This is a genomic window from Rhizobium sp. YIM 134829 (genome assembly GCF_046546455.1).
The window spans coordinates 35,506-57,480 of sequence record NZ_JBKHKI010000007.1; the positions used below are offsets into that span (position 1 = coordinate 35,506).

The 21,975-nt window shown below is 65.4% G+C and carries 19 protein-coding genes; 16 read left to right on the plus strand and 3 right to left on the minus strand.

The window, feature by feature from the left end:
• Positions 1-4: 4 nt before the first annotated feature.
• The 3 genes from hemN to ACLE20_RS13670 all read left to right on the plus strand — a co-directional run bounded on the left by hemN (position 5) and on the right by ACLE20_RS13670 (position 6,764).
• Positions 5-1,351, plus strand: coding sequence for an oxygen-independent coproporphyrinogen III oxidase (gene hemN, locus ACLE20_RS13660; protein ID WP_410940863.1), 1,347 nt, complete (start codon positions 5-7; stop codon positions 1,349-1,351).
• 1,100 nt (positions 1,352-2,451) lie between these two features.
• Positions 2,452-3,606 carry an efflux RND transporter periplasmic adaptor subunit gene (locus ACLE20_RS13665; protein ID WP_410940864.1) on the plus strand — a complete coding sequence of 385 codons (1,155 nt, stop codon included), beginning with the start codon at positions 2,452-2,454 and terminating at the stop codon, positions 3,604-3,606.
• A complete protein-coding gene (locus ACLE20_RS13670; protein WP_410940865.1) occupies positions 3,603-6,764 on the plus strand; it encodes an efflux RND transporter permease subunit in 3,162 nt (1,053 codons plus the stop codon). Before ACLE20_RS13665 ends, ACLE20_RS13670 begins: the two co-directional genes overlap by 4 nt.
• 139 nt (positions 6,765-6,903) lie before the next feature.
• On the opposite strand, the gene hutC is transcribed toward ACLE20_RS13670, so the two are convergent.
• Positions 6,904-7,650 carry a histidine utilization repressor gene (gene hutC, locus ACLE20_RS13675; RefSeq protein ID WP_410940866.1) on the minus strand — a complete coding sequence of 249 codons (747 nt, stop codon included), beginning with the start codon at positions 7,648-7,650 and terminating at the stop codon, positions 6,904-6,906.
• A gap of 171 nt (positions 7,651-7,821) precedes the next feature.
• On the opposite strand from hutC, the gene ACLE20_RS13680 reads away from it, so the two are divergent.
• The 6 genes from ACLE20_RS13680 (at position 7,822) to ACLE20_RS13705 (ending at position 13,726) form a co-directional block, all read left to right on the plus strand.
• Complete coding sequence (locus tag ACLE20_RS13680) at positions 7,822-8,661, plus strand: transporter substrate-binding domain-containing protein (RefSeq protein ID WP_410940867.1); 840 nt, start codon at positions 7,822-7,824, stop codon at positions 8,659-8,661.
• 83 nt (positions 8,662-8,744) lie between these two features.
• Complete coding sequence (locus tag ACLE20_RS13685) at positions 8,745-9,470, plus strand: ABC transporter permease (RefSeq protein ID WP_410940868.1); 726 nt, start codon at positions 8,745-8,747, stop codon at positions 9,468-9,470.
• A gap of 4 nt (positions 9,471-9,474) precedes the next feature.
• On the plus strand, positions 9,475-10,179 hold the full coding sequence (locus ACLE20_RS13690) for an ABC transporter permease (RefSeq protein WP_410940869.1): 705 nt from the start codon (positions 9,475-9,477) through the stop codon (positions 10,177-10,179).
• 12 nt (positions 10,180-10,191) lie between these two features.
• Positions 10,192-10,968 (plus strand): ABC transporter ATP-binding protein, encoded by a 777-nt coding sequence (locus tag ACLE20_RS13695; protein WP_410940870.1) that lies wholly within the window; start codon positions 10,192-10,194, stop codon positions 10,966-10,968.
• Positions 10,965-12,452 carry an HAL/PAL/TAL family ammonia-lyase gene (gene hutH, locus ACLE20_RS13700; protein WP_410940871.1) on the plus strand — a complete coding sequence of 496 codons (1,488 nt, stop codon included), beginning with the start codon at positions 10,965-10,967 and terminating at the stop codon, positions 12,450-12,452. Before ACLE20_RS13695 ends, hutH begins: the two co-directional genes overlap by 4 nt.
• A gap of 155 nt (positions 12,453-12,607) precedes the next feature.
• Positions 12,608-13,726 carry a branched-chain amino acid ABC transporter substrate-binding protein gene (locus ACLE20_RS13705; protein ID WP_410940872.1) on the plus strand — a complete coding sequence of 373 codons (1,119 nt, stop codon included), beginning with the start codon at positions 12,608-12,610 and terminating at the stop codon, positions 13,724-13,726.
• 80 nt (positions 13,727-13,806) lie between these two features.
• Here ACLE20_RS13705 and ACLE20_RS13710 read toward each other — a convergent pair whose 3' ends face one another.
• Complete coding sequence (locus ACLE20_RS13710) at positions 13,807-14,124, minus strand: hypothetical protein (RefSeq protein ID WP_410940873.1); 318 nt, start codon at positions 14,122-14,124, stop codon at positions 13,807-13,809.
• Positions 14,125-14,443: 319 nt separating this feature from the next.
• Here ACLE20_RS13710 and ACLE20_RS13715 point away from each other — a divergent pair, with 319 nt between their 5' ends.
• Positions 14,444-16,141 (plus strand): dihydroxyacetone kinase family protein, encoded by a 1,698-nt coding sequence (locus tag ACLE20_RS13715; RefSeq protein ID WP_410940874.1) that lies wholly within the window; start codon positions 14,444-14,446, stop codon positions 16,139-16,141.
• The gene (xth, locus tag ACLE20_RS13720; RefSeq protein WP_410940875.1) at positions 16,138-16,935 is read left to right on the plus strand and encodes an exodeoxyribonuclease III; all 798 of its coding nucleotides are present in this window, start codon (positions 16,138-16,140) and stop codon (positions 16,933-16,935) included. The genes ACLE20_RS13715 and xth overlap by 4 nt, the downstream gene beginning before the upstream one ends.
• Before the next feature lie 110 nt (positions 16,936-17,045).
• Here the strand turns inward: xth and ACLE20_RS13725 are convergent, their stop codons facing one another.
• Positions 17,046-17,342, minus strand: coding sequence for a PRC-barrel domain-containing protein (locus ACLE20_RS13725; RefSeq protein WP_410940876.1), 297 nt, complete (start codon positions 17,340-17,342; stop codon positions 17,046-17,048).
• 155 nt (positions 17,343-17,497) lie between these two features.
• Here ACLE20_RS13725 and ACLE20_RS13730 point away from each other — a divergent pair, with 155 nt between their 5' ends.
• The 5 genes from ACLE20_RS13730 (at position 17,498) to ACLE20_RS13750 (ending at position 21,974) form a co-directional block, all read left to right on the plus strand.
• Positions 17,498-17,875, plus strand: a complete 378-nt coding sequence (locus ACLE20_RS13730) for a hypothetical protein (protein ID WP_410940877.1) — start codon at positions 17,498-17,500, stop codon at positions 17,873-17,875.
• Between the two features lie 189 nt (positions 17,876-18,064).
• On the plus strand, positions 18,065-18,862 hold the full coding sequence (locus ACLE20_RS13735; protein ID WP_410940878.1) for a MetQ/NlpA family ABC transporter substrate-binding protein: 798 nt from the start codon (positions 18,065-18,067) through the stop codon (positions 18,860-18,862).
• A 62-nt stretch (positions 18,863-18,924) separates the two neighbouring features.
• Complete coding sequence (locus ACLE20_RS13740; protein ID WP_410940984.1) at positions 18,925-20,040, plus strand: methionine ABC transporter ATP-binding protein; 1,116 nt, start codon at positions 18,925-18,927, stop codon at positions 20,038-20,040.
• Positions 20,021-20,674: a methionine ABC transporter permease gene (locus ACLE20_RS13745; RefSeq protein WP_410940879.1), complete on the plus strand. Its 654-nt coding sequence runs from the start codon at positions 20,021-20,023 to the stop codon at positions 20,672-20,674. Before ACLE20_RS13740 ends, ACLE20_RS13745 begins: the two co-directional genes overlap by 20 nt.
• 43 nt (positions 20,675-20,717) lie before the next feature.
• Positions 20,718-21,974 carry an SfnB family sulfur acquisition oxidoreductase gene (locus ACLE20_RS13750; RefSeq protein WP_410940985.1) on the plus strand — a complete coding sequence of 419 codons (1,257 nt, stop codon included), beginning with the start codon at positions 20,718-20,720 and terminating at the stop codon, positions 21,972-21,974.
• Position 21,975: the final 1 nt, after the last annotated feature.

Sequence of the window (21,975 nt, forward strand, 5' to 3'; positions counted from 1 at the left end):
CGCCATGCCTGCACAGCCCGCCCCCGCTTCGCTCCCCACCACGGTGCCGCGCTATACGAGCTACCCGACCGCCCCGCAGTTCCACGCCGGCGTCACGGATGAGACCGTCCTCGGCTGGCTGGAGGGGATCGTGCCGGGTGAGCGCCTGTCGCTCTACCTCCACATTCCCTATTGCGAGCGGCTGTGCTGGTTCTGCGCCTGCCATACCCGCCAGACGTTGCGCTATGAGCCGGTCGAGGCCTATCTGCGCTCGCTGATTGCGGAGATCCGCCTGGTCGGCGCGCGGCTCGGCGGGCGCGGGATGGTCGGAGACATTCACTGGGGCGGCGGCTCGCCGACCATCCTCAAGCCGGAGCATATGCGCGCGCTGCAGAGGGCGATCGCCGATCATGTGACGTGCGCGCCGGAGTGTCGTCTCGGCGTCGAGATCGAGCCCTCGACCATCGATGCGGCGCGTCTCGATGCCCTGAGCGAGCTCGGACTGCGGCGCGCCAGCATCGGCATCCAGGATTTCGATCCCCGCGTCCAGGCGGCGATCAATCGTCCGCAGAGCTTCGAGACGACCGCTGCGGTGGTCGAAGGCTTGCGCGCACGGGGCGTGCCCTCCGTCAATTTCGATCTGGTTTACGGCCTGCCCCTCCAGACGGAGGCGAGTCTGCGCGATACGATCCGCCGGGCCCTGACTCTGGCGCCTGAGCGGATCGCGCTGTTCGGCTATGCCCATGTGCCCTGGTTCAAGAAGCACCAGACGATGATCGACGCGGCGAGCCTGCCGGGGCCGGAGGCTCGGCTGGCCCTCGTGAGAGAGGCGGAAGCGATGATCGCTGCGGCCGGCTATCAGCCGGTCGGCATCGATCACTTCGCCCTGCCATGCGATAGCCTGGCCCGAGCTGCCCGCGAGGGGCGGCTCGGGCGCAATTTCCAGGGCTATACGGATGATGCCTGCCGGACGCTGATCGGCCTCGGCGCCTCCTCCGTCAGCCGCTTCGCCCTCGGCTACGCCCAGAATGTCACGACGCAGGGCGACTATGCGCGTCGGATCGCGGAAGGGCGGCTCGGAACCGCCAAGGGTGTCGCTCTTTCGGCCGAGGATCGACTGCGCGCTTATGTGATCGAACGGCTGATGTGCGATTTCTCATTCTCGCCCGCCGATCTCCGCCGCCGTTTCGGGGCCATCGCCGAACCGGTCCTCGCGCTGGCGTCCCTTTTGGCGCAGTCCGACGGCGGCCTCGAGGCAGCAGACGGCCGGTTCCGCCTGACCGGCGATCCCCGACGCATGGCACGGCTGGTCGCGGCGCAGTTCGACGCCTATCGAGAGGGCAGCGCGACGCGCCATTCGCTCGCTGTGTAGATCGTCTGGGGGGCGAGACCGACCGCCCTGCAGTTGGCTGCATGGGCGACGACATGCACGCCCGACACGGTAGCAATCACATCTCGTTCGACAGCCAGATCAATCTCGATGGGCAGTGCCTGCTGGCCCCGATGAAGACCTCACGGCTCGCTCGAACCGGAAGGTGGCGGAGGTGCCAACCCTCAGCCGCTCGTCGGCGATCCGGCGGGAGAGGGCGGAAAGGCTTTCGCGCTTCGAATTGAGCTCAGCTTGCAACACCAGCCGCTGCCCATCGATCTCCGAGATCCGTTGCTCCGAATAGGGCGCATCATTCAAGCCGTCTCCGAGGAAGACGCCGCGGTCCGACGCTGACAGGGCCACTGCCGTTTTGGCCCCCGGCGCCCGCGTGCTGGCCAGTTCGAAGGCTGAGACTTCCGACAAGGATTGCGTCTGCTCCAGGACTTCGACTGGAAACGGGGCGAGCCAACTGACGCGGCGTTTTGAGTGCCGCAGGAGGCGGCCTTCTTCTTCTTCCTGCTCAGTGTGCAGAAATGGTCGTTTTCACATCGACAATATTCGATCTTATTTTCGCGTAGCGCTTACAATCAGGATTCTGACGTTGCAGCGCTTGTCGATGCGCTCAGGCTTTAGCCCTTGGCTTCAAGAAACATCCTCCGCACCCGCTGCATGCGGATCGACCGAGCCGCACACCGGTCAAGCGAACGCCGCCGCCGAGTCTTGCCAAGTCCGAAAGAACATGATCTCTCTTTGGTAAGGGGCGACCATTATTTCGAGTTTATGACAAAGAGCTTCGTTCGGCTGGTTGATCGAGCAAAGCGGAAGTGCAGGCTCCATTCTGGACTATGGAAGTTGCGCGTACGCTCGTGGCTCGCGTCCGGTCTACCTTCGTTCGCCGGCGAACGCGGTAGGAGGGGACTCGATGGCGGTGTCAGGACTCTCGATTTTGTTCACTCTGCTGATCCTTGAGGCGAAATGCGAAGAGGAAGACCATGATCCTGATCACCAAAGCCCGATCGTCTGCTTCCGCCCTGGACGATCACGATCGACCAGGCCGGTCTTCGACCGCGGCGGCGCCCGTCACGCGTAACGGGCTCAAGCCAATGGCGCGTCACCGAGGTCTTGCGCTGTTGGTTTTCCTGTTCGTGGGGCTTGGCCCCTTCGGCCAATCCTTCGCGCAGGACCAGCCCAAGGCAGCAGTGACCGTGGCCAAGCCCGTGGTGCGCGACGTGGTCGACAGCGACGTCTTCATCGGGCGGTTCGAGGCGGTCGATGAAGTGACCCTGAGGTCGCGCGTCGGCGGCTATCTGGATCAGGTGAATTTCAAGGACGGCGCGCTCGTCAAGAAGGGCGATCCGCTGTTCGTCATCGACCAGAGGCCGTTCCAGACCGCGCTCGATGTCGCCAGCTCGTCGCTCGAAGTGGCAAAGTCCAGCCTGACCTTCGCCCAGTCGGAATTCGCGCGCACGGAAACGCTCGTCCAGAAGGGTACGATCGCCGTCTCGACCCTCGACGATCGCCGCCGCGACCTGCAGTCGAGCGAAGCGACGCTGCGCGGCGCCGAGGCCAGCCTCGCCCGCGCCAAGCTCGACATGGACTATACGACGATCCGCGCGCCGCTCGACGGCCGCATCGACCGACGGCTGATCTCGGTCGGCAATCTGGTCCAGGCCGACCAGACGGCGCTGACGACGATCGTCTCGCTCGACCCGATCGACTTCTATTTCGATGTCGACGAGCGACGGCTCTTGAACTTCGCCCGGGTCGCCCGCGAGCGCGGCAGCAATCTGCAGGAGGGCGGCGGTTCGCTGACGGTCACGGTGACCATCGCCGATTCCAGCGAAAAACCCTTCACCGGCAAGCTGGACTTCGCAGAAAACCGTATCGACCGGGAAACGGGCACCATGCGGGTGCGGGCCCGCTTCGCCAATCCGGAATTCATTCTCCAGCCCGGGCTGTTCGGCCGGGTCGAGGTGACGGCGTCCAACACCTATAAGGGCATCCTGGTGCCGGATGATGCGATCGGCTCGGACCAGAACCAGCGGGTGGTCTATGTGGTGGCCGAGGATGGTAGCTTCTCCACCAAGCCCGTGCGGCTGGGGCCGAGGCTCTATGGCTACCGCGTGATCCGCGACGGGCTGACAGGTGACGAGACGCTCGTCATCAACGGCCTGCCGCGCCTGCGGCCCGGCGTGATCGTCGATCCGAAGCTCGTCGTCCTGCCGCCGGAAGCGGCTTTGACGGAGACCGCGCCATGAGGTTCGCGCATTTCTTCGTCGACAGGCCGATCTTCGCCTCCGTTCTCTCGATCCTGCTGTTGATCGTCGGGGGCATCGCCTATCTGCAGCTGCCGGTCGCCCAATATCCGGAGATCGCGCCGCCGACCATCGTCATCCGCACCGCCTATCCGGGCGCCGATGCGGAGACGATCGCCAACACCGTTTCGACGCCGCTCGAGCAGGAGATCAACGGCGTCGAGGACATGCTCTACATGTCCTCCTATTCGACCGCCGACGGCTCCATGGCGCTGACCGTCACCTTCAAGCTCGGCACCGATCTCGATAAGGCGCAGGTCCTCGTCCAGAACCGCGTGTCGATCGCCGAGCCGCGCCTGCCGGAGGAGGTCCGGCGGATCGGCGTGACGACCGCCAAGAGCTCGCCCGACCTGATGATGGTCGTGCATCTGATCTCGCCCAACGACCGCTACGACCAGCTCTATGTCTCGAACTATGCGCGGACGCGTGCCCGCGATCTCCTCGTCCGCCTCGAAGGCGTCGGCGATGTCATCCTGTTCGGCGAACGCGAATATGCGCTGCGCATCTGGCTCGATCCGAACAAGCTTGCCTCCTATGGCATGACCTCGGGCGATGTCGTCCAGTCGCTGCGCGATCAGAACGTGCAGGTTTCCGGCGGTGCCATTGGCGGGCCGCCGACCTCCGGCACCAATGCCTTCCAGTACACGGTGACCACCGAGGGCCGCTTCAGCGATGCGCGCCAGTTCCGCTATGTCATCGTCAAGTCGACTCCGAGCGGCCGGCTGGTGCAGCTGCAGGATGTCGCGCGCATCGAGCTCGGCGCGCGGGACTATGTGACGAACAGCTATCTGAACGGCAAGGCCGCCGTGGCCATGGGCATTTTCTCCCGTCCCGGCACCAACGCGCTGGAGGCGGCCGAGGAGATCAAGGCAACGATGGAAACCTTGAAGAAGGATTTCCCGCCCGGTCTCGAATATACGATCGTCTACAATCCGACCGAGTTCATCTCCGAATCGATCAACGAGGTCTACAAGACCATTCTCGAGGCGGCGATCCTGGTCGCCATCGTCGTTCTGGTCTTCCTCCAGTCCTGGCGCTCCGCGCTGATCCCGATCGTCGCCATCCCCGTTTCGCTGATCGGCTGTTTCGCCTTCCTTCTCGCCTTCGGCTTCTCGCTCAACATGCTGACCCTCTTCGGCCTGGTGCTGGCGATCGGCATCGTCGTCGATGATGCGATCGTGGTGGTGGAGAATGTCGAGCGCAATCTTTCCAAAGGCATGACGCCCAAGGAGGCCGCGCATGTGACGATGGACGAGGTGGGGACTGCCGTCATCGCCATCTCGCTGGTGCTCATCGCGGTCTTCGTCCCGACTGCCTTCATTCCGGGGATTTCCGGGCAGTTCTATCTCCAGTTCGCCGTCACCATCTCCATTGCTACGGCGATCTCGGCGCTGAACTCGCTGACGCTTTCGCCGGCGCTTGCCGCCCTCATTTTGCGGCCACACCATGCGCATGGGGAGCGCCGCAATCCGGTGTCGCGGCTGTTTAGCGGCCTGGCGAATGGCTTCAACCGCGGCTTCGACCGGATGACGCATGCCTATTCCCGCATCGTGCGGGGTCTGGTCTCGACGAGGGTGGCGCTGGGCGCCACGCTCCTGGTCTTCTTCGGGCTGCTGGCTGGCACCTGGTATATGGCGCAGATCGTGCCGCGCGGCTTCGTGCCGACCATGGATCAGGGCTATGCGATCGTCGTCGTTCAATTGCCGGAAGGCGCTTCGCTCGCGCGCACCGACGCGGTCGTTCGCAAGGCCACCGAAATCTTGCGGACGGTGCCGGGTGTGAAGGATGCGGTGTCCTTTGCCGGCTTCAACGGCGCGACCTTTACCAATTCCTCGAACTCCGGCGTCATCTTCACGCCCTTCCAGAGCTTCGAGGAGCGTCTGGAGCATGGGCAGAGCGCCGGGCAGATCATCGGCCAACTCTACGGGGCCATGCAGGCAATCCAGGAAGCGTTCATCATCGCCGTGCCGCCGCCCTCGATCCGCGGCATCGGCAATTCCGGCGGCTTCAAGATGCAGATCGTCGACCGGGAAAGTGCCGACATGCGGCGCGTGCTCGGCCTTGCCTATGAAATGATGGGTGCTGCGAACCAGACGGAGGGGCTGACCGGTGTCTTCACCACCTTCTCCGCCTCGAGCCCGCAATATTTCCTGGCGATCGACCGGGACAAGGCGCGTGCGCTCAGCGTGCCGATCCCCAACATCTTCGAGACGCTGTCGATCAATCTCGGCACGTCCTATGTCAACGACTTCAACGCCTTCGGCCGCGTCTATCAGGTGCGCGCGCAGGCCGACCAGCAGTTCCGGTTGGAGCGCGAAGATATCTTGAACCTCAAGGTGCGCTCGGCGACCGGGGCGCTCGTGCCGCTCGGCACGCTGGTCGAAATCCGCGATGCCACCGGGCCTGCGCTTGTGCAGCGCTACAACATGTTCGTCTCCGTGCCGCTGCAGGGCAATCCGGCGCCCGGCATTTCCACTGGCACGGCACTCGACAAGATGGAGGCGCTCGCCGCCAAGATCCTGCCGCCCGGCACCTCGTTCGAATGGACGGATCTCGCCTTCCAGGAGCGCAACACCGGCAACACCGCCATCTTCATCTTCGGCCTGTCGGTCATCTTCGTCTTTCTCGCTCTTTCGGCGCAGTATGAGAGTTGGGTGCTGCCGCTCGCGATCATCCTGATCGTGCCGATGGCGGTGCTGGCGGCCCTGGTCGGGGTTCATCTGCGCGGGCAGGACAACAATATCCTGACGCAAATCGGGCTGATCGTGCTGATCGGGCTTGCGGCCAAGAATGCGATTCTGATCGTCGAATTTGCGCGGCAGGCGCAGGATGAGGGCATGGATCCCGTCGCGGCCGCCATCGAGGCAAGCCGTCTGCGCCTCCGCCCGATCCTGATGACCGCTTTCGCCTTTATCCTGGGTGTCGTGCCTCTGATGATCGCGACCGGGCCAGGCGCAGAAATGCGCCAGTCGCTCGGCACGGCCGTGTTCTCCGGCATGCTCGGTGTCACCATCCTCGGGCTCTTCCTGACGCCGGTCTTCTATGTCGCGCTGCGCAGTTTCGGACGGCGGAGAGCCCAGACGGCCTCGAGCCCGGCCTGAGCAAAGGACAGCCGCCGTATCGAGACATCACCGAGCGGCGCAAGGCGCAGAGAGGAGGGCTTGCTTCCCTATACAGGCGAACCCCCTCAATGACCCTCCCGGTCAGAGGAGGGTCGCTTCGCTTTCGTGGACTTGAGCGTCAGAACGACCCAACTCGGCTTTCCAGGCGGTAGCGATTGCCGGGATAGAGAAGGCGCGCGGTGGAGACGATATGGGACGCAGACCAGGTGCGGCGTCGGATCGAGAGGCACGGCTCGGTCTTCTGAATCAAAAGCAGCTTGCATTCCCAGGGCTGCGGCAGCGCCGCCTCGACGACATGTTCCGAGCCACTGAGCGGGGCGATCGCCTGGAGATAGGCGTTCGGCGTGGTGATCGAAAAATCCTGGCCAAGGTAATCGGGCGCGACGGCCGGATGCACGTGGCGGTCCTCGATCTGAACCGGCACGCCATTTTCCAGATGGACGATCAGCGAGTGAAAGACGGGTGACCCGATGTCGAGGCCGAGTGCATCGGCAATCTCGGGCGAAGCGGTGATTTGCGCCAGGGCGATGACCGTTGCCTGGTGACTATGGCCGCGCTCGGCGATCTCTTCGGCGATGTTGCGGACCTCGAACAAGGCCGAGGCGCCCTTGCGTTCCGCCACGAAGGAACCGACACCTTGGATACGGATCAGCTCTCCCTCGCTGGCAAGCTCGCGTAGCGCGCGATTGGCCGTCATCTTGCTCACCCCCAGCTCCTGAACCAGCTGGTTTTCCGAGGGGACGCGATGTTTCGGCGGCCATTCGCCGCTCTGGATCTTGTCGAGGATCACCTGCTTGACGCCCGCATAGAGCGAGGCTGCGTCGGTGGCACCCAAGGCCTTCTTCAACTCGCCGCTGCGTCTCATTGCCTATTCCTTCGTCATGCCATTCCGTCGCTAAAAAAGAAGGCTTGCTCTCTTGCATAACATAAATTTTGCCATATGGTACCCTATACAACTTGAGCAGCAAGATGCTGTTTTAGGCCGGCGAAGATCGGCGCAGCATAACGGGTCCATCAAACCTCAGAGGGAAAGCGCATGAAACTCAACCGCATGATCCTGGTCTGCGCGACCATTGCCGCAGCCCTGTCCTCTCCAGCCGTGGCCAAGGACTGGAAGACGGCGACCATCACTCTCGAGGGCGCCTATGCGCCCTGGAACCTCACCAATGCCGATGGGTCGCTCGGCGGCTTCGAGCCGGAGCTGGCGAAGGTGCTTTGCGAACGTGCCAAGATCGAATGCACCCTGGTCGCCTCCGACTGGGACGGCATGATCCCGGCGCTGAACGCCGGCAAGTTCGACGTGATCATGGACGCACTGTCGATCACGGAGGAGCGCAAGCAGATCATCGACTTCACCATCCCCTATGCCGCGACCCCGGCCGCCTTCGCGACCGCCAAGGACAGTTCGCTGGCCAATGCCGCCGGTACCGGCAAGGTGATCAGCATGACCCCCGGCCAGACCGGCGTCTCCGAGATCGAGGCCCTCAAGGAGGCCTTCAAGGGCAAGACGATCGGCATCCAGGCAGCGACCGTCTATGCCAAGTTCGTCTATGACAATTTCGGCTCGATCGCCGAAATCCGCGAATACAAGACCGGCGCCGATCGCGATCTCGACCTGCAGAATGGCCGTATCGATCTCGGCTTCGATGACGCCGTCTATTTCAACAATGCCTTCGCGTCCGCCGATGGTGCGCTCGCCTTCACCGGCCCCGAAATCGTCGGCTCCATCTGGGGCGAAGGCGAAGGCCTCGGCGTCCGCAAGGCCGATCCCGAGCTTCGCGACAAGCTGAGCGCCGCCATCAAGTCGGCGCTGGACGACGGCACGGTGAAGACCCTGTCGCTGAAGTGGTTCAAGGTCGACGTCAGCCCGCAATAAGCAGGGTGGCGGTTGCCGTCACCTGTCTCGATCGCAGGTGACGGCAGCGCCTTCCATCGGAGCACGTCGTCAAGGATCCACGCATGGCGGATTTGCACCTTCTCGGATTTGGCGCCAACGGCTGGGGCGCATGGCTGCTGATCGCGGCGCTGATGACGCTCGCCGTCACGGCAGCGGCACTGCTGCTCGGCGCCGTGCTCGGTTCGGCGGTTGCGGCGTTGCGTCTCTCCGAACATCGGCTGCTGCGCGTCTTCGGCCAGCTTTATACGACCGTCTTTCGCGGCGTGCCGGAGCTCTTGATCATCTACCTCATCTATTTTGGTGGCGCCTCCGGGCTGACCTCGCTCGGCCGCCTGTTCGGCTATGAGGGGTTCATGAGCCTGCCTTCCTTTGCGGCAGGCGTCCTGGCAGTCGGCATCATCTCCGGCGCCTATCAGGCCGAGGTCTTCCGCGGCGCCTATCTGGCGATTCCGAAGGGCGAGCTCGAGGCGGCGCTGGCGATCGGCATGAACGGGGGGCTCCGTCTGCGCCGCATCATCGTCCCACAGGTCCTGCGGTTGGCCCTTCCGGGGCTCGGCAATGTCTGGCAGTTGAGCCTGAAGGATTCGGCACTGGTCTCGGTCACCGGTCTCATCGAGCTGATGCGGGCGAGCCAGGTCGCCGCCGGCTCGACGCGCCAGTATTTCCTCTTTTACATTGTCGGCGGAGCACTCTATCTCGTGCTGACCAGCCTCTCCGATCGCATCTTTTCTGCCGCTGAGCGGCGGGCCGACCGGAGCATGCCCTCCGCCGCGCTTGGGAAGGCTTGAGGCCATGGACTTAGCCTTCCTCTCCTCGACGCTGGTAACGCTTCTCAAAGCGGTGCCGACTTCGCTCCTCCTGTTTTCGCTGTCGGTCCTGTGCGGTGGCCTGCTGTCCCTTGTGATCGTTGCGATGCGGGTCAGCGGCAATTGGCTGCTCTCCGGCATCGCGCGGGCCTACATCTTCGTCTTTCGCGGCTCGCCATTGCTGATTCAGATGTTTCTCGTCTTCTACGGGCTCGGCCAGTTCGGCGTCATCCGTACCTCGTTCCTCTGGCCCTTCCTGCGCGAGCCGCTCGTCTGCGCCGTCCTGTCGCTGGCCCTGTGCACGGCCGGCTATACGGCGGAAATCTTCCGCGGCGGCATTCGCGCCGTTTCGCCGAAGGAGATCGAGGCCGCACGCTCTGTCGGCATGTCGGGCTTCCTGCTCGTCAGGCGGATCATCGCGCCGATCGCCTTCCGCCATGCGCTGCCCGCTTACTCCACCGAGATCGTGCTGATGATGAAATCCACGGCTCTGGCCAGCCTTGTGACGGTCTGGGAGGTGACGGGCGTGGCGCAGAGGCTGATCTCGCAGACCTACCGCACGATGGAAGTGTTCCTCTGCGCAGCCCTCATCTATCTCGTTCTGAATTTCCTGATCCTGCAGGCGATGGGCCTGCTCGAATATTCCCTGACCCGCCACCGCCGTGCCGTTCCCGCAGCGGTGAAAGCCTGAATGGAGACCGGCATGCCGGATGTCACCCGATTGTCGGTCCGCAATATCCGCAAGAGTTTCGGGACCCACGAGGTGCTGCGCGGCATTTCGCTCGAGGCTCGCGATGGCGACGTGATCTCGCTGCTCGGCGCCTCGGGTTCGGGAAAGTCCACCTTCTTGCGCTGCATCAATTTGCTGGAGGTCCCGAGCGACGGCGAGATCGTCGTTGATGGCGAACCGATCCGCATGCTGCACAGCAAGGGCCGCACCCGGCCGGCCAGCCGCAAGCAGGTCGACCGGATCCGCACCGAGCTCGGGATGGTGTTCCAGAGCTTCAATCTCTGGTCGCATATGACCATCCTGCAAAATGTCATCGAAGGGCCGGTCCAGGTGCTCAAGCGGGCCAAGCGCGAGGCGATCGAGGAGGCCGAGGCCTTGCTCGAGAAGGTCGGGATCGCCGACAAGCGCCACGCCTATCCCGCCCATCTCTCCGGCGGCCAGCAGCAGCGTGCTGCGATCGCGAGAGCACTGGCGATGAAGCCCAAGGTCATGCTCTTCGACGAGCCGACCTCGGCGCTCGACCCGGAACTGGTCGGCGAGGTGCTTCGCGTCATGCGGGCGCTCGCCGAGGAGGGGATGACGATGCTCGTCGTCACCCATGAAATGAGCTTCGCCCGCACGGTCTCCAATCGCGTCGTCTTCATGCGGGGCGGCGTCATCGAGAGCAGCGGCGAACCGGATGAGATGTTCGGGCAGGGCGCCTCGCCGGCTTTCCGCCAGTTCATCGGCCACTTCGGGGCAGCCTCGTGACCCGCACGATCGAGCATCCGCTCGGCTGGCGCGACATTGCCGCCGTCGCCGCCGGCGAGGATCTCGCTCTCTCGTCGCCCGCCTGGGGCCGGGTGGAGACAGCGCGTCGGATCGTCGAGGCTTTGGTGGAACGCGGCATCCGCGCCTATGGAATCACCACCGGCGTCGGCGCCCTCTCCGATACGGTGGTCGATCGAAAGGCCCAGAGCGCCCTGTCGCGCAACATCGTGCTCAGCCATGCTTGTGGCGTCGGACCGCTTCTCGAGCGGCGCGAGGTTCGCGGCATTCTTGCAGCGCAGATCGCCAATTTCGCCCATGGCTCTTCCGGCGTGCGGCCGGAGGTCGTTCGCCATCTCTTGGCCCTGCTCGCCGAGGATTGCATCCCCGATGTGCCGTCCAAAGGCTCGGCCGGCTATCTGACCCACAATGCCCATACGGCGCTGGTGCTGATCGGCGAGGGGAAGGCGACCATCGGCGGGGAGCGGGTTTCCGGACGGGCGGCGCTCGCGTCGATCGGGCTTGAGCCGCTGGTCCTCGTCGCCAAGGAGGGCCTGAGCCTGGTCAACGGCACGGCCTGCGCCACCGGCCTCTCCTCGGTCGCGCTCGCGCGGGCGGAGAGGCTGCTCGACTGGGCGGACGCGATCGCGGCGCTGACCCTGGAGGCGGCCGGCGCCCAGATGGCAGCCTTTGATCAGGCCGCCCTCAGCCTCAGGCCATCGCCCGGTATCGAGAAGGTCGGTGCGCGCCTGCGCATCCGCCTTGCCGGCAGTCAACGGATCGCCGCCGCGCTCGGCCGCCGCACGCAGGATGCGCTCAGCCTGCGGGCCGTGCCCCATGCCCATGGCGCCGCATGGGACTGTTTCGAGGCCGCCGGTCGGATCGTCGACCAGGAGCTCGCATCGGTGACCGACAACCCTGCCCTCGCCGGCACGCCCGAGCAACCACAGGTCTGGTCGCAGGCTCATGCGGTTGCGCCGGCGCTCGGCCAAGCCGCTGATGGTCTTGCGATCGCGCTCGCCCAGCTTGCGGCGATCAGCGAGCGGCGCACCGACCGGCTCGTCAACCCGCTTATCAGCGGGCTTCCACCCTTTCTGGCAAGCGAGGCCGGCAGCCAGTCCGGCTTCATGATCGCCCAATATACGGCAGCTGCGCTGGTCAATGAGAACCGGCGCCTCGCCGCGCCCGCGGCGCTCGATGGCGGCCTCACCTCCGCCCTGCAGGAGGATTTTCTCGCCCATCCGACCGCGGCCGCGACCAAGCTCCTCTCGATCCTCGACAATGCCGAACATGTTCTGGCGATCGAGCTGATGGCCGCGACCCAGGCCCAGGATCTGCTGGCGCCGACGGAAGCGCCGGCGCCCGGCACCCGCATCCTCCGCGATCTCGTGCGCAGCCACGTCGACCTCTATGCCGATGACCGGCCACTCGGCGACGATATTGCGACCTTGCGCACCCTGATCGCCACGCAAGCGCCCACGACCTGATCGCTCGGTGACCTCCGCCAAACAGCAGAAGCCCGATCTCCCGATGGAGGAGCCAGAAAAAGCGCTTATCGGAGCGGCGCGAATCTGAGACACCCAGAGTCTTCGTAATCAAACAATGACGGAGCTTCCACAAAGGAGGCCCGCGGGAGGATAGGATGAGACAGGTTCTAATGTTGGGTACGGCGCTTGCGCTGCTCCTTGGCGGTGCGGCGGCGCGTGCGGATGATCTGACCATTGCCGTGGCCGGCCCGCTCACCGGCCCTCTCGCCACCATCGGCGACCAGTTCAAGCAGGGCGCCCAGGCGGCGGCCGCGGCAATCAATGCCAAGGGCGGGGTCATGGGCCGGCAGATCGCCCTGCAGTTCGAGGACGACCAGTGCGATCCCAAGCAGGCGGTCTCGGTCGCAAACCGCATTGCGGCCGCAGGGATCCAGTTCGTCGATGGCCACGCCTGCTCGGGTTCGAGCATTCCGGCCTCGGCCGTCTATGCGGAAAATGCGACGCTGATGATGTCGCCCGCCTCTTCCAATCCGGTGCTGACCGACGAGGCAGCCGCCAAGGAATGGCCGAACATCATGCGCCTCTATACGCGCGACGATGCGCAGGGCGCCTTCATCGGCCCGTGGATCGCCAAGACCTATGCCGGCAAGAATGTTGCCGTGATCAACGACAAGTCCGCCTATGGCCAGGGCGTCGCCGACGTGGTGCGCGCCTCCCTCAATGAGAACGGCTTGAAGGAAGTGCTGGCCGAAGGCATCAATCCGGGCGAGAAGGACTATAATGCCCTCGTCACCAAGCTGAAGAATGCCAAGGTCGATGTCGTCTATTTCGGCGGCTATCACCCGGAAGCCGGCCTGATCCTGCGCCAGGCCGCCGAGCAGGGCTTCAAGTTCCAGCTGATCATGCCGGATTCGATCTCCTCGCCGGAGTTCTGGCAGGTGGCCGGTCCGGCGGGCGAAGGCACGCTCTTCGTCTTCCCGTCCGATCCTCAGGCAAAGCCCGAGGCCAAGGCGGCCGTCGATGCGATCACGGCCGGCGGGTTCAAGCCAGAGGGCTTCACCCTGTTCTCCTACGCGGTGGTTCAGGCGATTGCCCAGGGCGTCGAGCGTGCAGGCTCCGATGATCCGACCGAGGTCGCCAAGGCGCTGAAGAACGGCCAGCCCGTCGACACCGTTGTCGGCAGCATCGTCTTCGACGAGAAGGGCGACCTGAAGAACGCCAGCTACGACATCAACCGCTGGAGCAAGGGCAGCTACGCGCCAATTGCTCGCTAGGCGACCCGGCACCGGCTTCACTCGCGGCCGGTGCCATTCTTTCCGAGCTCGACCTTCAAGGCCGCGCCGCCCTGCTCCGGCTACTTGGTAGACACGCTCCAGCCCGGCGCCTCGTCGATCCACACCTTGCCGCTCGCCTTGTCATAGATACAGAGCATGCTGCCGCGCGCGCCCTTCATGGCTTTCTGCGGAAAGACCCCTCGCACGAGCACGGCCACCTTGCCGAGCGTATCGTCGAACTGGACCGGGTCGGAGAGCTGGGGGCTCTTCAGCTGGCTCGCCTTCGCACAGCGCGCAGTGACCGTCCGGTTGAGCTCGGCCCAGGCCTCATCAGAGGACGCCTTCGCGGCAACCGTCGCGGTCAGGAGGAGGGGAAGGGCAATCAGCAAAGCGCGCATCGGCGGTTCCTTGATGTCTGTGCATGGCCGTCGAGACGGGCCAGGCAGGATTGGTTCGATTTCCACCCGCTCCCATGATGGCCGTAGAGCCTTCCCGGGCGGGAGGCGGGTGAGTGACCCCGTCGCCGGGGCAGCCTCGTCTAGGAAGCCATTGCCTCGAAAGTGAGGCACTTGTTTCCTCGGCGCTAGCCGACATGTTTGAGCCTTAAGTCGATGCCCGGGCCGGCGTCCTTGCTCTGGCGCTGGCCTTGCGTGCCGTTCATGATGGGTGCATGGCGCCGCTCGACTCCAAGAGGTTTTGCCAGACGAGGAGGGACTGATGAAGAAGCTGATCAATGACCCGGCGCATGTTGTGCGCGAGATGCTGGAGGGCGTCGTGGCACTGAACCCGGGCGCCGTGCTTTTGGCGAATGAGATGGTGGTGGTGCGCGCCGGCCTCCCCGACGTCGCCGAGCGGCCGGTCGCCATTCTGTCGGGCGGCGGAAGCGGCCATGAGCCGGCCCATGCCGGCTATGTCGGTGCCGGCATGCTGAGCGCGGCGATCGCCGGCGATGTGTTCACCTCGCCCAGCACCGATGCGGTTCTCGCCGCCCTGCGTGCCGCCGCCGGTCCGGCCGGTGCACTTCTGATCGTCAAGAACTATACCGGCGACCGCCTGAATTTTGGCTTGGCAGCCGAGTTGGCGCGGGCCGAAGGCATTCCCGTCGAGATCGTCGTCGTGGCAGATGATGTGGCGCTGAAGGATACGGTCCCTGCCGAGCGCCGCCGCGGCATTGCCGGCACGGTCCTGGTGCATAAGCTTGCCGGCGCTGCCGCCGCGAGAGGACTGCCGCTCGGCGAAGTGGCAGAACTCGCCCGCGCGGGCGCGGCGGCTGTCGCCTCGATGGGCATTTCGCTCGGATCCTGCACCCTGCCGGCCGTCGGCCATCCCGGCTTCGTGCTGGGAGACACGGAGATCGAGGTGGGCCTCGGCATCCATGGCGAACAGGGCGTGCGCCGCCAGGCGATCGCGCCGGCCGATGCGCTGGTGGCGACGATCCTCGAGACGATGGCCGCGGATGGGCGCTTCGCCCGCGGTGCACGGGTGGCGCTGCTCGTCAACGGTCTCGGCGCAACCCCACCCATGGAACTCGCCATCGTCACGCGCGCAGCACTCGCCTGGCTGAAGGCGGCCGGCGTCACCGTCGAGCGGGCCTGGAGCGGCACATTCCTCTCGGCGCTCGATATGCCCGGTTTCTCGCTTTCGGTGCTTGCCGTCGATGCCGCGCGCCTTGCCTTGCTCGACGCGCCGACGGAGGCGCTTGCCTGGCCACGAGGCGGAGCCTTGAACCAGGCGCCACTATCGAGCTTGAGCCCAACCGCCAATGCCGCGCCGGCTGGCGGGCCGGTCAGCCCTTCCGGCGCCGAGCTGCACCGCGTGGCGAGGGCGGTGGCCCATGCGCTGATCGCCGCTGAGCCGGAGCTGACCACGCTCGACAGCGTCACCGGCGACGGCGATCTCGGCGCTAGCATGGTGCGGGCCGGCGACGCCATTCTCGCTCTGCGGGAAGAGGCGTTCCCCACTGTTTGCACCGGTCTCGCCGCCTTGGCCACGACGCTGCGCCGGGCGATCGGCGGCAGCTCCGGACCCTTCTACGCCACCGGCCTGATGCGCGCGGCCCGAGCGCTCGCGGAAGAGGATCCGCCGACGAATGCGGCCTTGGCGGATGCCTTCGCGGCGGCCGTGGAGGCGATTTCGGACCTCGGCGGCGCGAAGCCCGGGGACCGAACCATGATCGATGCCCTGGAGCCGGCCGCGCAAGCCTTCCGCGACGCGCTTGCACGAGGCACACCCGGCAGTGATGCATGGAACACGGCCGTGCAGGCTGGGTTGGCGGGCGCCGAGGCGACGAAGAGCATGACACCTCGCCTCGGTCGCGCCAGCTATCTCGGCGAAAGGGCGCTTGGTCATCCCGATGCGGGCGCCGTCGCCGTGACCGTCTGGCTGCAGGCGATCGGCAAGGCAGCGGACGCGTGAGGATCGCGACCTTCAACGTCAATGGCGTCAATGGCCGGCTCGACCATCTCATCCGCTGGCTGAAGCAGACAGCGCCCGACATCGTCTGCCTGCAGGAGCTGAAGGCGCCGCAAGGGAAATTTCCGCGCCAGGCTCTGGAAAAAGCCGGCTATGGGGCGATCTGGCAGGGCCAGGCCTCCTGGAATGGGGTCGCGATCCTCGCGCGCGACGCGGTACCGCTCGAAACGCGCCGCGGCCTGCCCGGCGATCCCGCCGATCAGGACAGCCGCTATATCGAGGCGGTCGTCCGCGGCGTCCTGGTGGGCTGCCTCTATCTGCCGAATGGCAATCCCACGCCGGGGGCCAAATTCCAGGCCAAGCTGCGCTGGTTCAAGCGGCTACGGACCTATGGGCGCGAGCTTCTGGACCTTGAGGTGCCGGTGGTTCTGGTCGGTGACTTCAATGTGATGCCGGCCGATCTCGATGTCTACAATCCGGAGCGCTGGCGCGACGATGCTCTGTTCCGGCCGGAGGTAAGGGCAGCCTTCGCCGCGCTTCTTGAGGATGGATGGACGGATGCGCTGCGCCATCTCCACCCCGACGAGCGGATCTACAGCTTCTGGAAATATCTCCGCAACGCCTATGGCCGCGATGCCGGTTTGCGGATCGATCATCTGCTCTTGAGCCCCGATCTCGTGCCGGGCCTGAAGGCGGCGGGGGTGGATCGCGACGTGCGTGGCTGGGATCATCCGAGCGATCATGCGCCGGTCTGGATCGAGCTTTCCGAAAGCCGGGAGGAACCCCCTGGGCGATAAGGCCGTGCGGCGTCCGCAAAAACAGGCCCCGTCTCGGACATCCGCGACGGGGCCAACTGGGCGATGGCGGGACGGCGCTCAGGCCGGCCCGCGCTTGAAAGACGCCAGTCTCAGTGCTTATGCTCGGGCATGGCCTTGAGCTGGTCCTTGGTCCAGGAGGTGACGGCATGGACGTCGCCGGATTCGTCGCGCATGAAATCCAGGTCGCCGAGCGGCACGGCGACCGGCTTTGCGCCGATGCCGAGGAAGCCGCCGACATCGATGATCGCCCGGCTGCCAGCGCCAGCGCCATGGACGTGATCGACCGTTCCGACCTTGTGGTCGTCGGCACCATAAACGGTGGCGCCTTCGAGTACGGCAGGGGTCAATTCGGTCTCGGTGAGGCGGACGTGATTGCTGTGATCCATTGGTATTTCCTCCTTTTCTTCGTTAGAGGACGCTCAACGCCTGACGCTCGGGACGGTTCCGTACAAAGTGTGCTTTAGTAGGCGGACCGTGATTGCCTTTGCCGTTCGAGGAAACCTTTGGACGGTATGCAGCAGGAGTTGGGGGAAGCGTGAGGATGGCAGCCGACGAGCCTAACTCCGGGCCGATACCCGGATCTTCGCATGGCGACGGCATTGCCCCTGCGCCGGCTACGTTCTCCTCCGCCGACGCAAACGCGCCCGGCTTTGCGGAAGCGCTCGCTCGTTTGCCGGAGGGATCTAGCGAAGGGCGGTTCGAGGGCGCGCGCTGGGGCGTTACCGTCCGGCGCTCCACCGACGGGAAGCGCGTTTGGCTTTATGGCGAGGCGCGCGACGGCTCGGATATCGTCAGTTTCAACCTCTATCATCTGCAGGCAGCCGGCGCCGCCCTCAAACCCTGCGAGATGTCGTCGCAGAAGGTGGTCGACTTCGTCCTCGGCTTCGTTCCCGATGGTGAGCACCAGCAGATGGGCTGAAGGGGCATCCCGAAGTCTCCCGCTCCCCGTGCCGAGGCATCGGCGCCATGCCTCTTCGCACTGCCTCCTGCCAAAAGCAGCGAGCTGGGAGAAAGATTTTCCCCCTTTGGGCAGCGGAAGGAACAAACCAACCTCTTATAACGGACAAACTCTATTAATTTAGAGAACAACTGAATGTGAGGGGTACCCATGAAGCTGACTGCCATTCTTTCCGCACTGCTGATCGCCGTCGCCGGGCCAGCGCTGGCCGAAACGGTCAAGATCGGCGTCGTTCCCGGCGTTTATGGCGATTCCGTCGAAGCGCTGGTGCCGGAGGCCAAGGCGGCGGGCATCGATCTTCAAGTGATCGAATTCAGCGACTGGACGACGCCCAACGAAGCGCTGCAGGCGGGCGACCTCGATCTCAACTACTTCCAGCACGTGCCCTTCCTCACCAATGCGATCAAGCAGAAGGGCTACGACATCACGCCGATCGGGGTCGGCACGCTTGCCAATATCGGCATCTATTCACTGAAGCATAAGGACTTCGCCAGCGTGCCGGATGGCGCCACCGTGGCAATCGCCAGCGATCCCGTCAATCAGGGCCGCGGTCTGCTGCTTCTCGAGAAGGGCGGACTGATCAAGCTCAAGGAGGGCGTCGGCTTCCTCGGCACGCTCGACGACATCGTCGACAATCCGAAGAACGTCACCTTCCGCGAGGTGGAAGGTCCGCAGCTGGCGCGCGTCACCGCCGATGTCGATCTGGCACTCGGCTATCCGCACTTCATCATCGCCGCCAAGACTTTCGATCCCGGTTCGGCCCTCATCTATTCGGGCGTCGACGACAAGCGCTTCGCCATCGTCTTCGCCGCCAAGACGGACAAGGCCGACAATCCGGCGCTGAAGAAGGTCGTCGAGCTCTACCAGACCTCCAAGGTGGTGCGCGACGCGATCGATACGGGCTTCGCGCACAATCCGAAGCTCTACACGATCGCCTGGGACCAGTGAGCGTGACCGTCCTCGACGACGGCACGGCGCATCAGGCAGCGACCCTCCTTCGGGAGCGAGCGTTGCCGCATGTGGCGAGAGACGAGGCTGTTCAAGCGAGCCCGGGTAGCCTTGCCGCGTCCGCCCCCCGGCCTGCCGGCTCCGTCCGCTTCGAGGGCGTCGCCAAGGTCTATCGCTCCTCCGCCGGTGCCGTCGAGGCCCTGGCGGAGATCGACGTTTCCATTCCCGCGGGGGCGATCTTCGGCATTATCGGCCGGTCCGGCGCCGGCAAGTCGACCCTGCTCAGGATGATCAACCGTCTCGAACAGCCGAGCTCCGGCCGCGTCCTGGTCGATGACGAGGACATTGCCGCCTATGGCGAGGGCGAGCTCGTGGCGCTGCGCCGTCGCGTCGGCATGATCTTCCAGCATTTCAACCTGCTCTCGGCCAAGACCGTCTTCGGCAATGTGGCTCTGCCGCTGGTGGTTGCCGGCGTTCCTGCAGCCGAAATCGCGACCCGCGTCGCCGAGGTGCTGAAGCTCGTGGGGCTGGAAGGCAAGGAGACCACCTATCCCTCCCGCCTCTCGGGCGGCCAGAAGCAGCGGGTCGGCATTGCCCGCGCTCTCGTCAGCCGGCCGGAAATCCTGCTCTGCGACGAGGCGACGTCGGCGCTCGATCCGGAAACCACCGTCTCCATTCTGTCGCTGCTCAAGGATATCAACCGCCGTCTCGGCCTCACCATCGTGCTGATCACCCATGAGATGAGCGTCATCCGCGAGATCTGCGACCATGTCCTCGTTCTCGATGCCGGGCGGATCGCCGAGACGGGCTACGTCTGGGAGGTCTTCGGCCATCCGGGCCATGCCGCGACGCGCGCCCTCCTCGCGCCTCTCGACCGCGGTCTGCCGGAGGATCTGGCGGCGCGGCTTGTCGAGCAATGGCATGGCGGCGACGCCCGCGCGCTGGTCGAAGTCCGCTACACCGGCCGCGGTGACCGCCAGCCCGACCTCGGGCGCCTCGTCGCTCTGCTCGGCCAAGGCACCCTGATCGTCCAGAGCCAGCTCGATCGGATCGACGGCCATTTGAGCGGCCGCCTCATCCTCTCCGCTCCGGCCCATGACAAGTTGCCGGCGCTGATCGCCCGCCAGGATCTGGCGCATGCCGCAAGGATACTCGGTTATGTCCCCGCAGATGGTTGATCGCCTCTGGCAGGCCTTTCTCGACACGCTGACCATGGTCGGCGTGTCCGCCCTGATCGCACTCCTCGTCGGGCTGCCGCTCGCCATTTTTCTGGTGCTCTCCGCGCCGGGCGGGCTTATCGCGGCTCCGCGGAGCCACCGAATTCTCGGTGCGATCATCAACGGTTTTCGTGCCGCCCCCTTCATCGTGCTCCTGGTCGCGCTCCTGCCCTTCACCCGGCTGGTGACCGGCACCACGATCGGGGTCTGGGCGGCCATCGTGCCGCTGTCGATCAGCGCCACGCCCTTCCTGGCGCGGATTGCCGAGGTTAGCCTGCGCGAGGTCCAGCCGGGGTTGATCGAGGCGGCGCAGGCGATCGGCTGCCGCCGCTGGCACATCATTCGCCATGTGCTGCTGCCCGAGGCGCTTCCGGGCCTCGTCGGCGGTTTCACCATCACCCTCGTCTCGATGATCGGCGCCTCGGCGATGGCGGGCGCGGTGGGGGCCGGAGGACTCGGCGACATGGCGATCCGCTACGGCTATCAGCGCTTCGACACGACCGTGATGCTGGCGGTGCTCGTCGTGCTGATCGCCACCGTCTGCCTCGTCCAGTTTGCCGGCGATGCGGTGGTTCGCCACCTGCGGGCCCGCTGATGTCCGGTACGACCGCAGTCAGAGCGAGGCATTCAAGGTGAGCATGTCCCGCAGCCGCCCCGTCGAAGATCTGCCCGCAGCCGAGGCCGGCGCACCCCGCCGCCCCGCGCCGCCGCGGCCCGTTCACCGCATCCGCGACGATCAGGAGGCGCTCGACATCGCCCATGGCCTCGCCGAGCGTTTCCGTGTCGAGGCCTCATTGCGCGATCGCGAGCGGCGCCTGCCATGGGATGAGATTGAGGCCTATACCGAGAGCGGGCTCGGCGCCATCACCGTCCCGAAAGCCTATGGCGGCACCGGTGCGGGCTATGAGACGCTGGCCAGGGTCTTCGAGATCCTCTGCGCCGCCGATCCCTCACTCGGGCAGATCCCGCAGAACCATTTCGGCGTGCTGGCACTGGTGGCCGATATCGGCACCGAGGCGCAGAAGGCGCGAATCTATGCGGATGTGCTGGCAGGCTACCGCATCGGCAATGCCGGCCCCGAGCGGAAGACCAAGCTCGTCACCATCGCCACCACCCGGCTGGAGGAGACGTCGGATGGGCTGGTGCTCTCGGGCGAGCGCTTCTATTCCACGGGGTCGATCTTCGCGCATTACATCCCGACCCGCGCGGTGGACGCCGAGGGTCGTGCGCTCCAGGTCTGGGCGCGCGGCGATGCGCCGGGCGTGACCGTGGTCGACGATTGGAGCGCCTTCGGCCAGCGCACGACGGCGAGCGGCACGGTGCGCTTCGATCGGGTGCCGATCGATCCCCTGCTCGTCCTGCCCGTGCATGCCTTCAAGGACCAGCCGGGTCTCGCCGGGCCGATCTCCCAGCTGATCCAGGCGGCAATCGATGCCGGTATCGCCCAGGCGGCCTTTGCCGATGCGCTCGACTTCGTCCGTACCCGCGCCCGCCCCTGGGTCGATTCCGGCCTGGAGCAGGCGGTCGACGATCCGACCATCCACCACAGCGTTGGGGCGCTTGCTACCAGTCTGCATGCCGCTCAAGAGATCCTCTACGAGGCTGGCCGGCTGCTGGACGTGCTGGCCGGAGCGCCGGTTACCGCCGAGGCCAGCGCCCGCGCCTCCGTCGCCGTCGCCGAAGCCAAGATCCTGACCACCGAGATCGCGCTCGAGGCCAGCGAGACCCTGTTCGACATCGCCGGATCCGCCGCCACGCGCGCTATCCACAATCTTGACCGACATTGGCGCAATGCGCGGGTACACACGCTGCACGATCCGGTGCGATGGAAACATCATCTGATCGGCAATTACGAACTCAACGGCGTGCTGCCGGCGCGCCACCAGTGGAACTGAC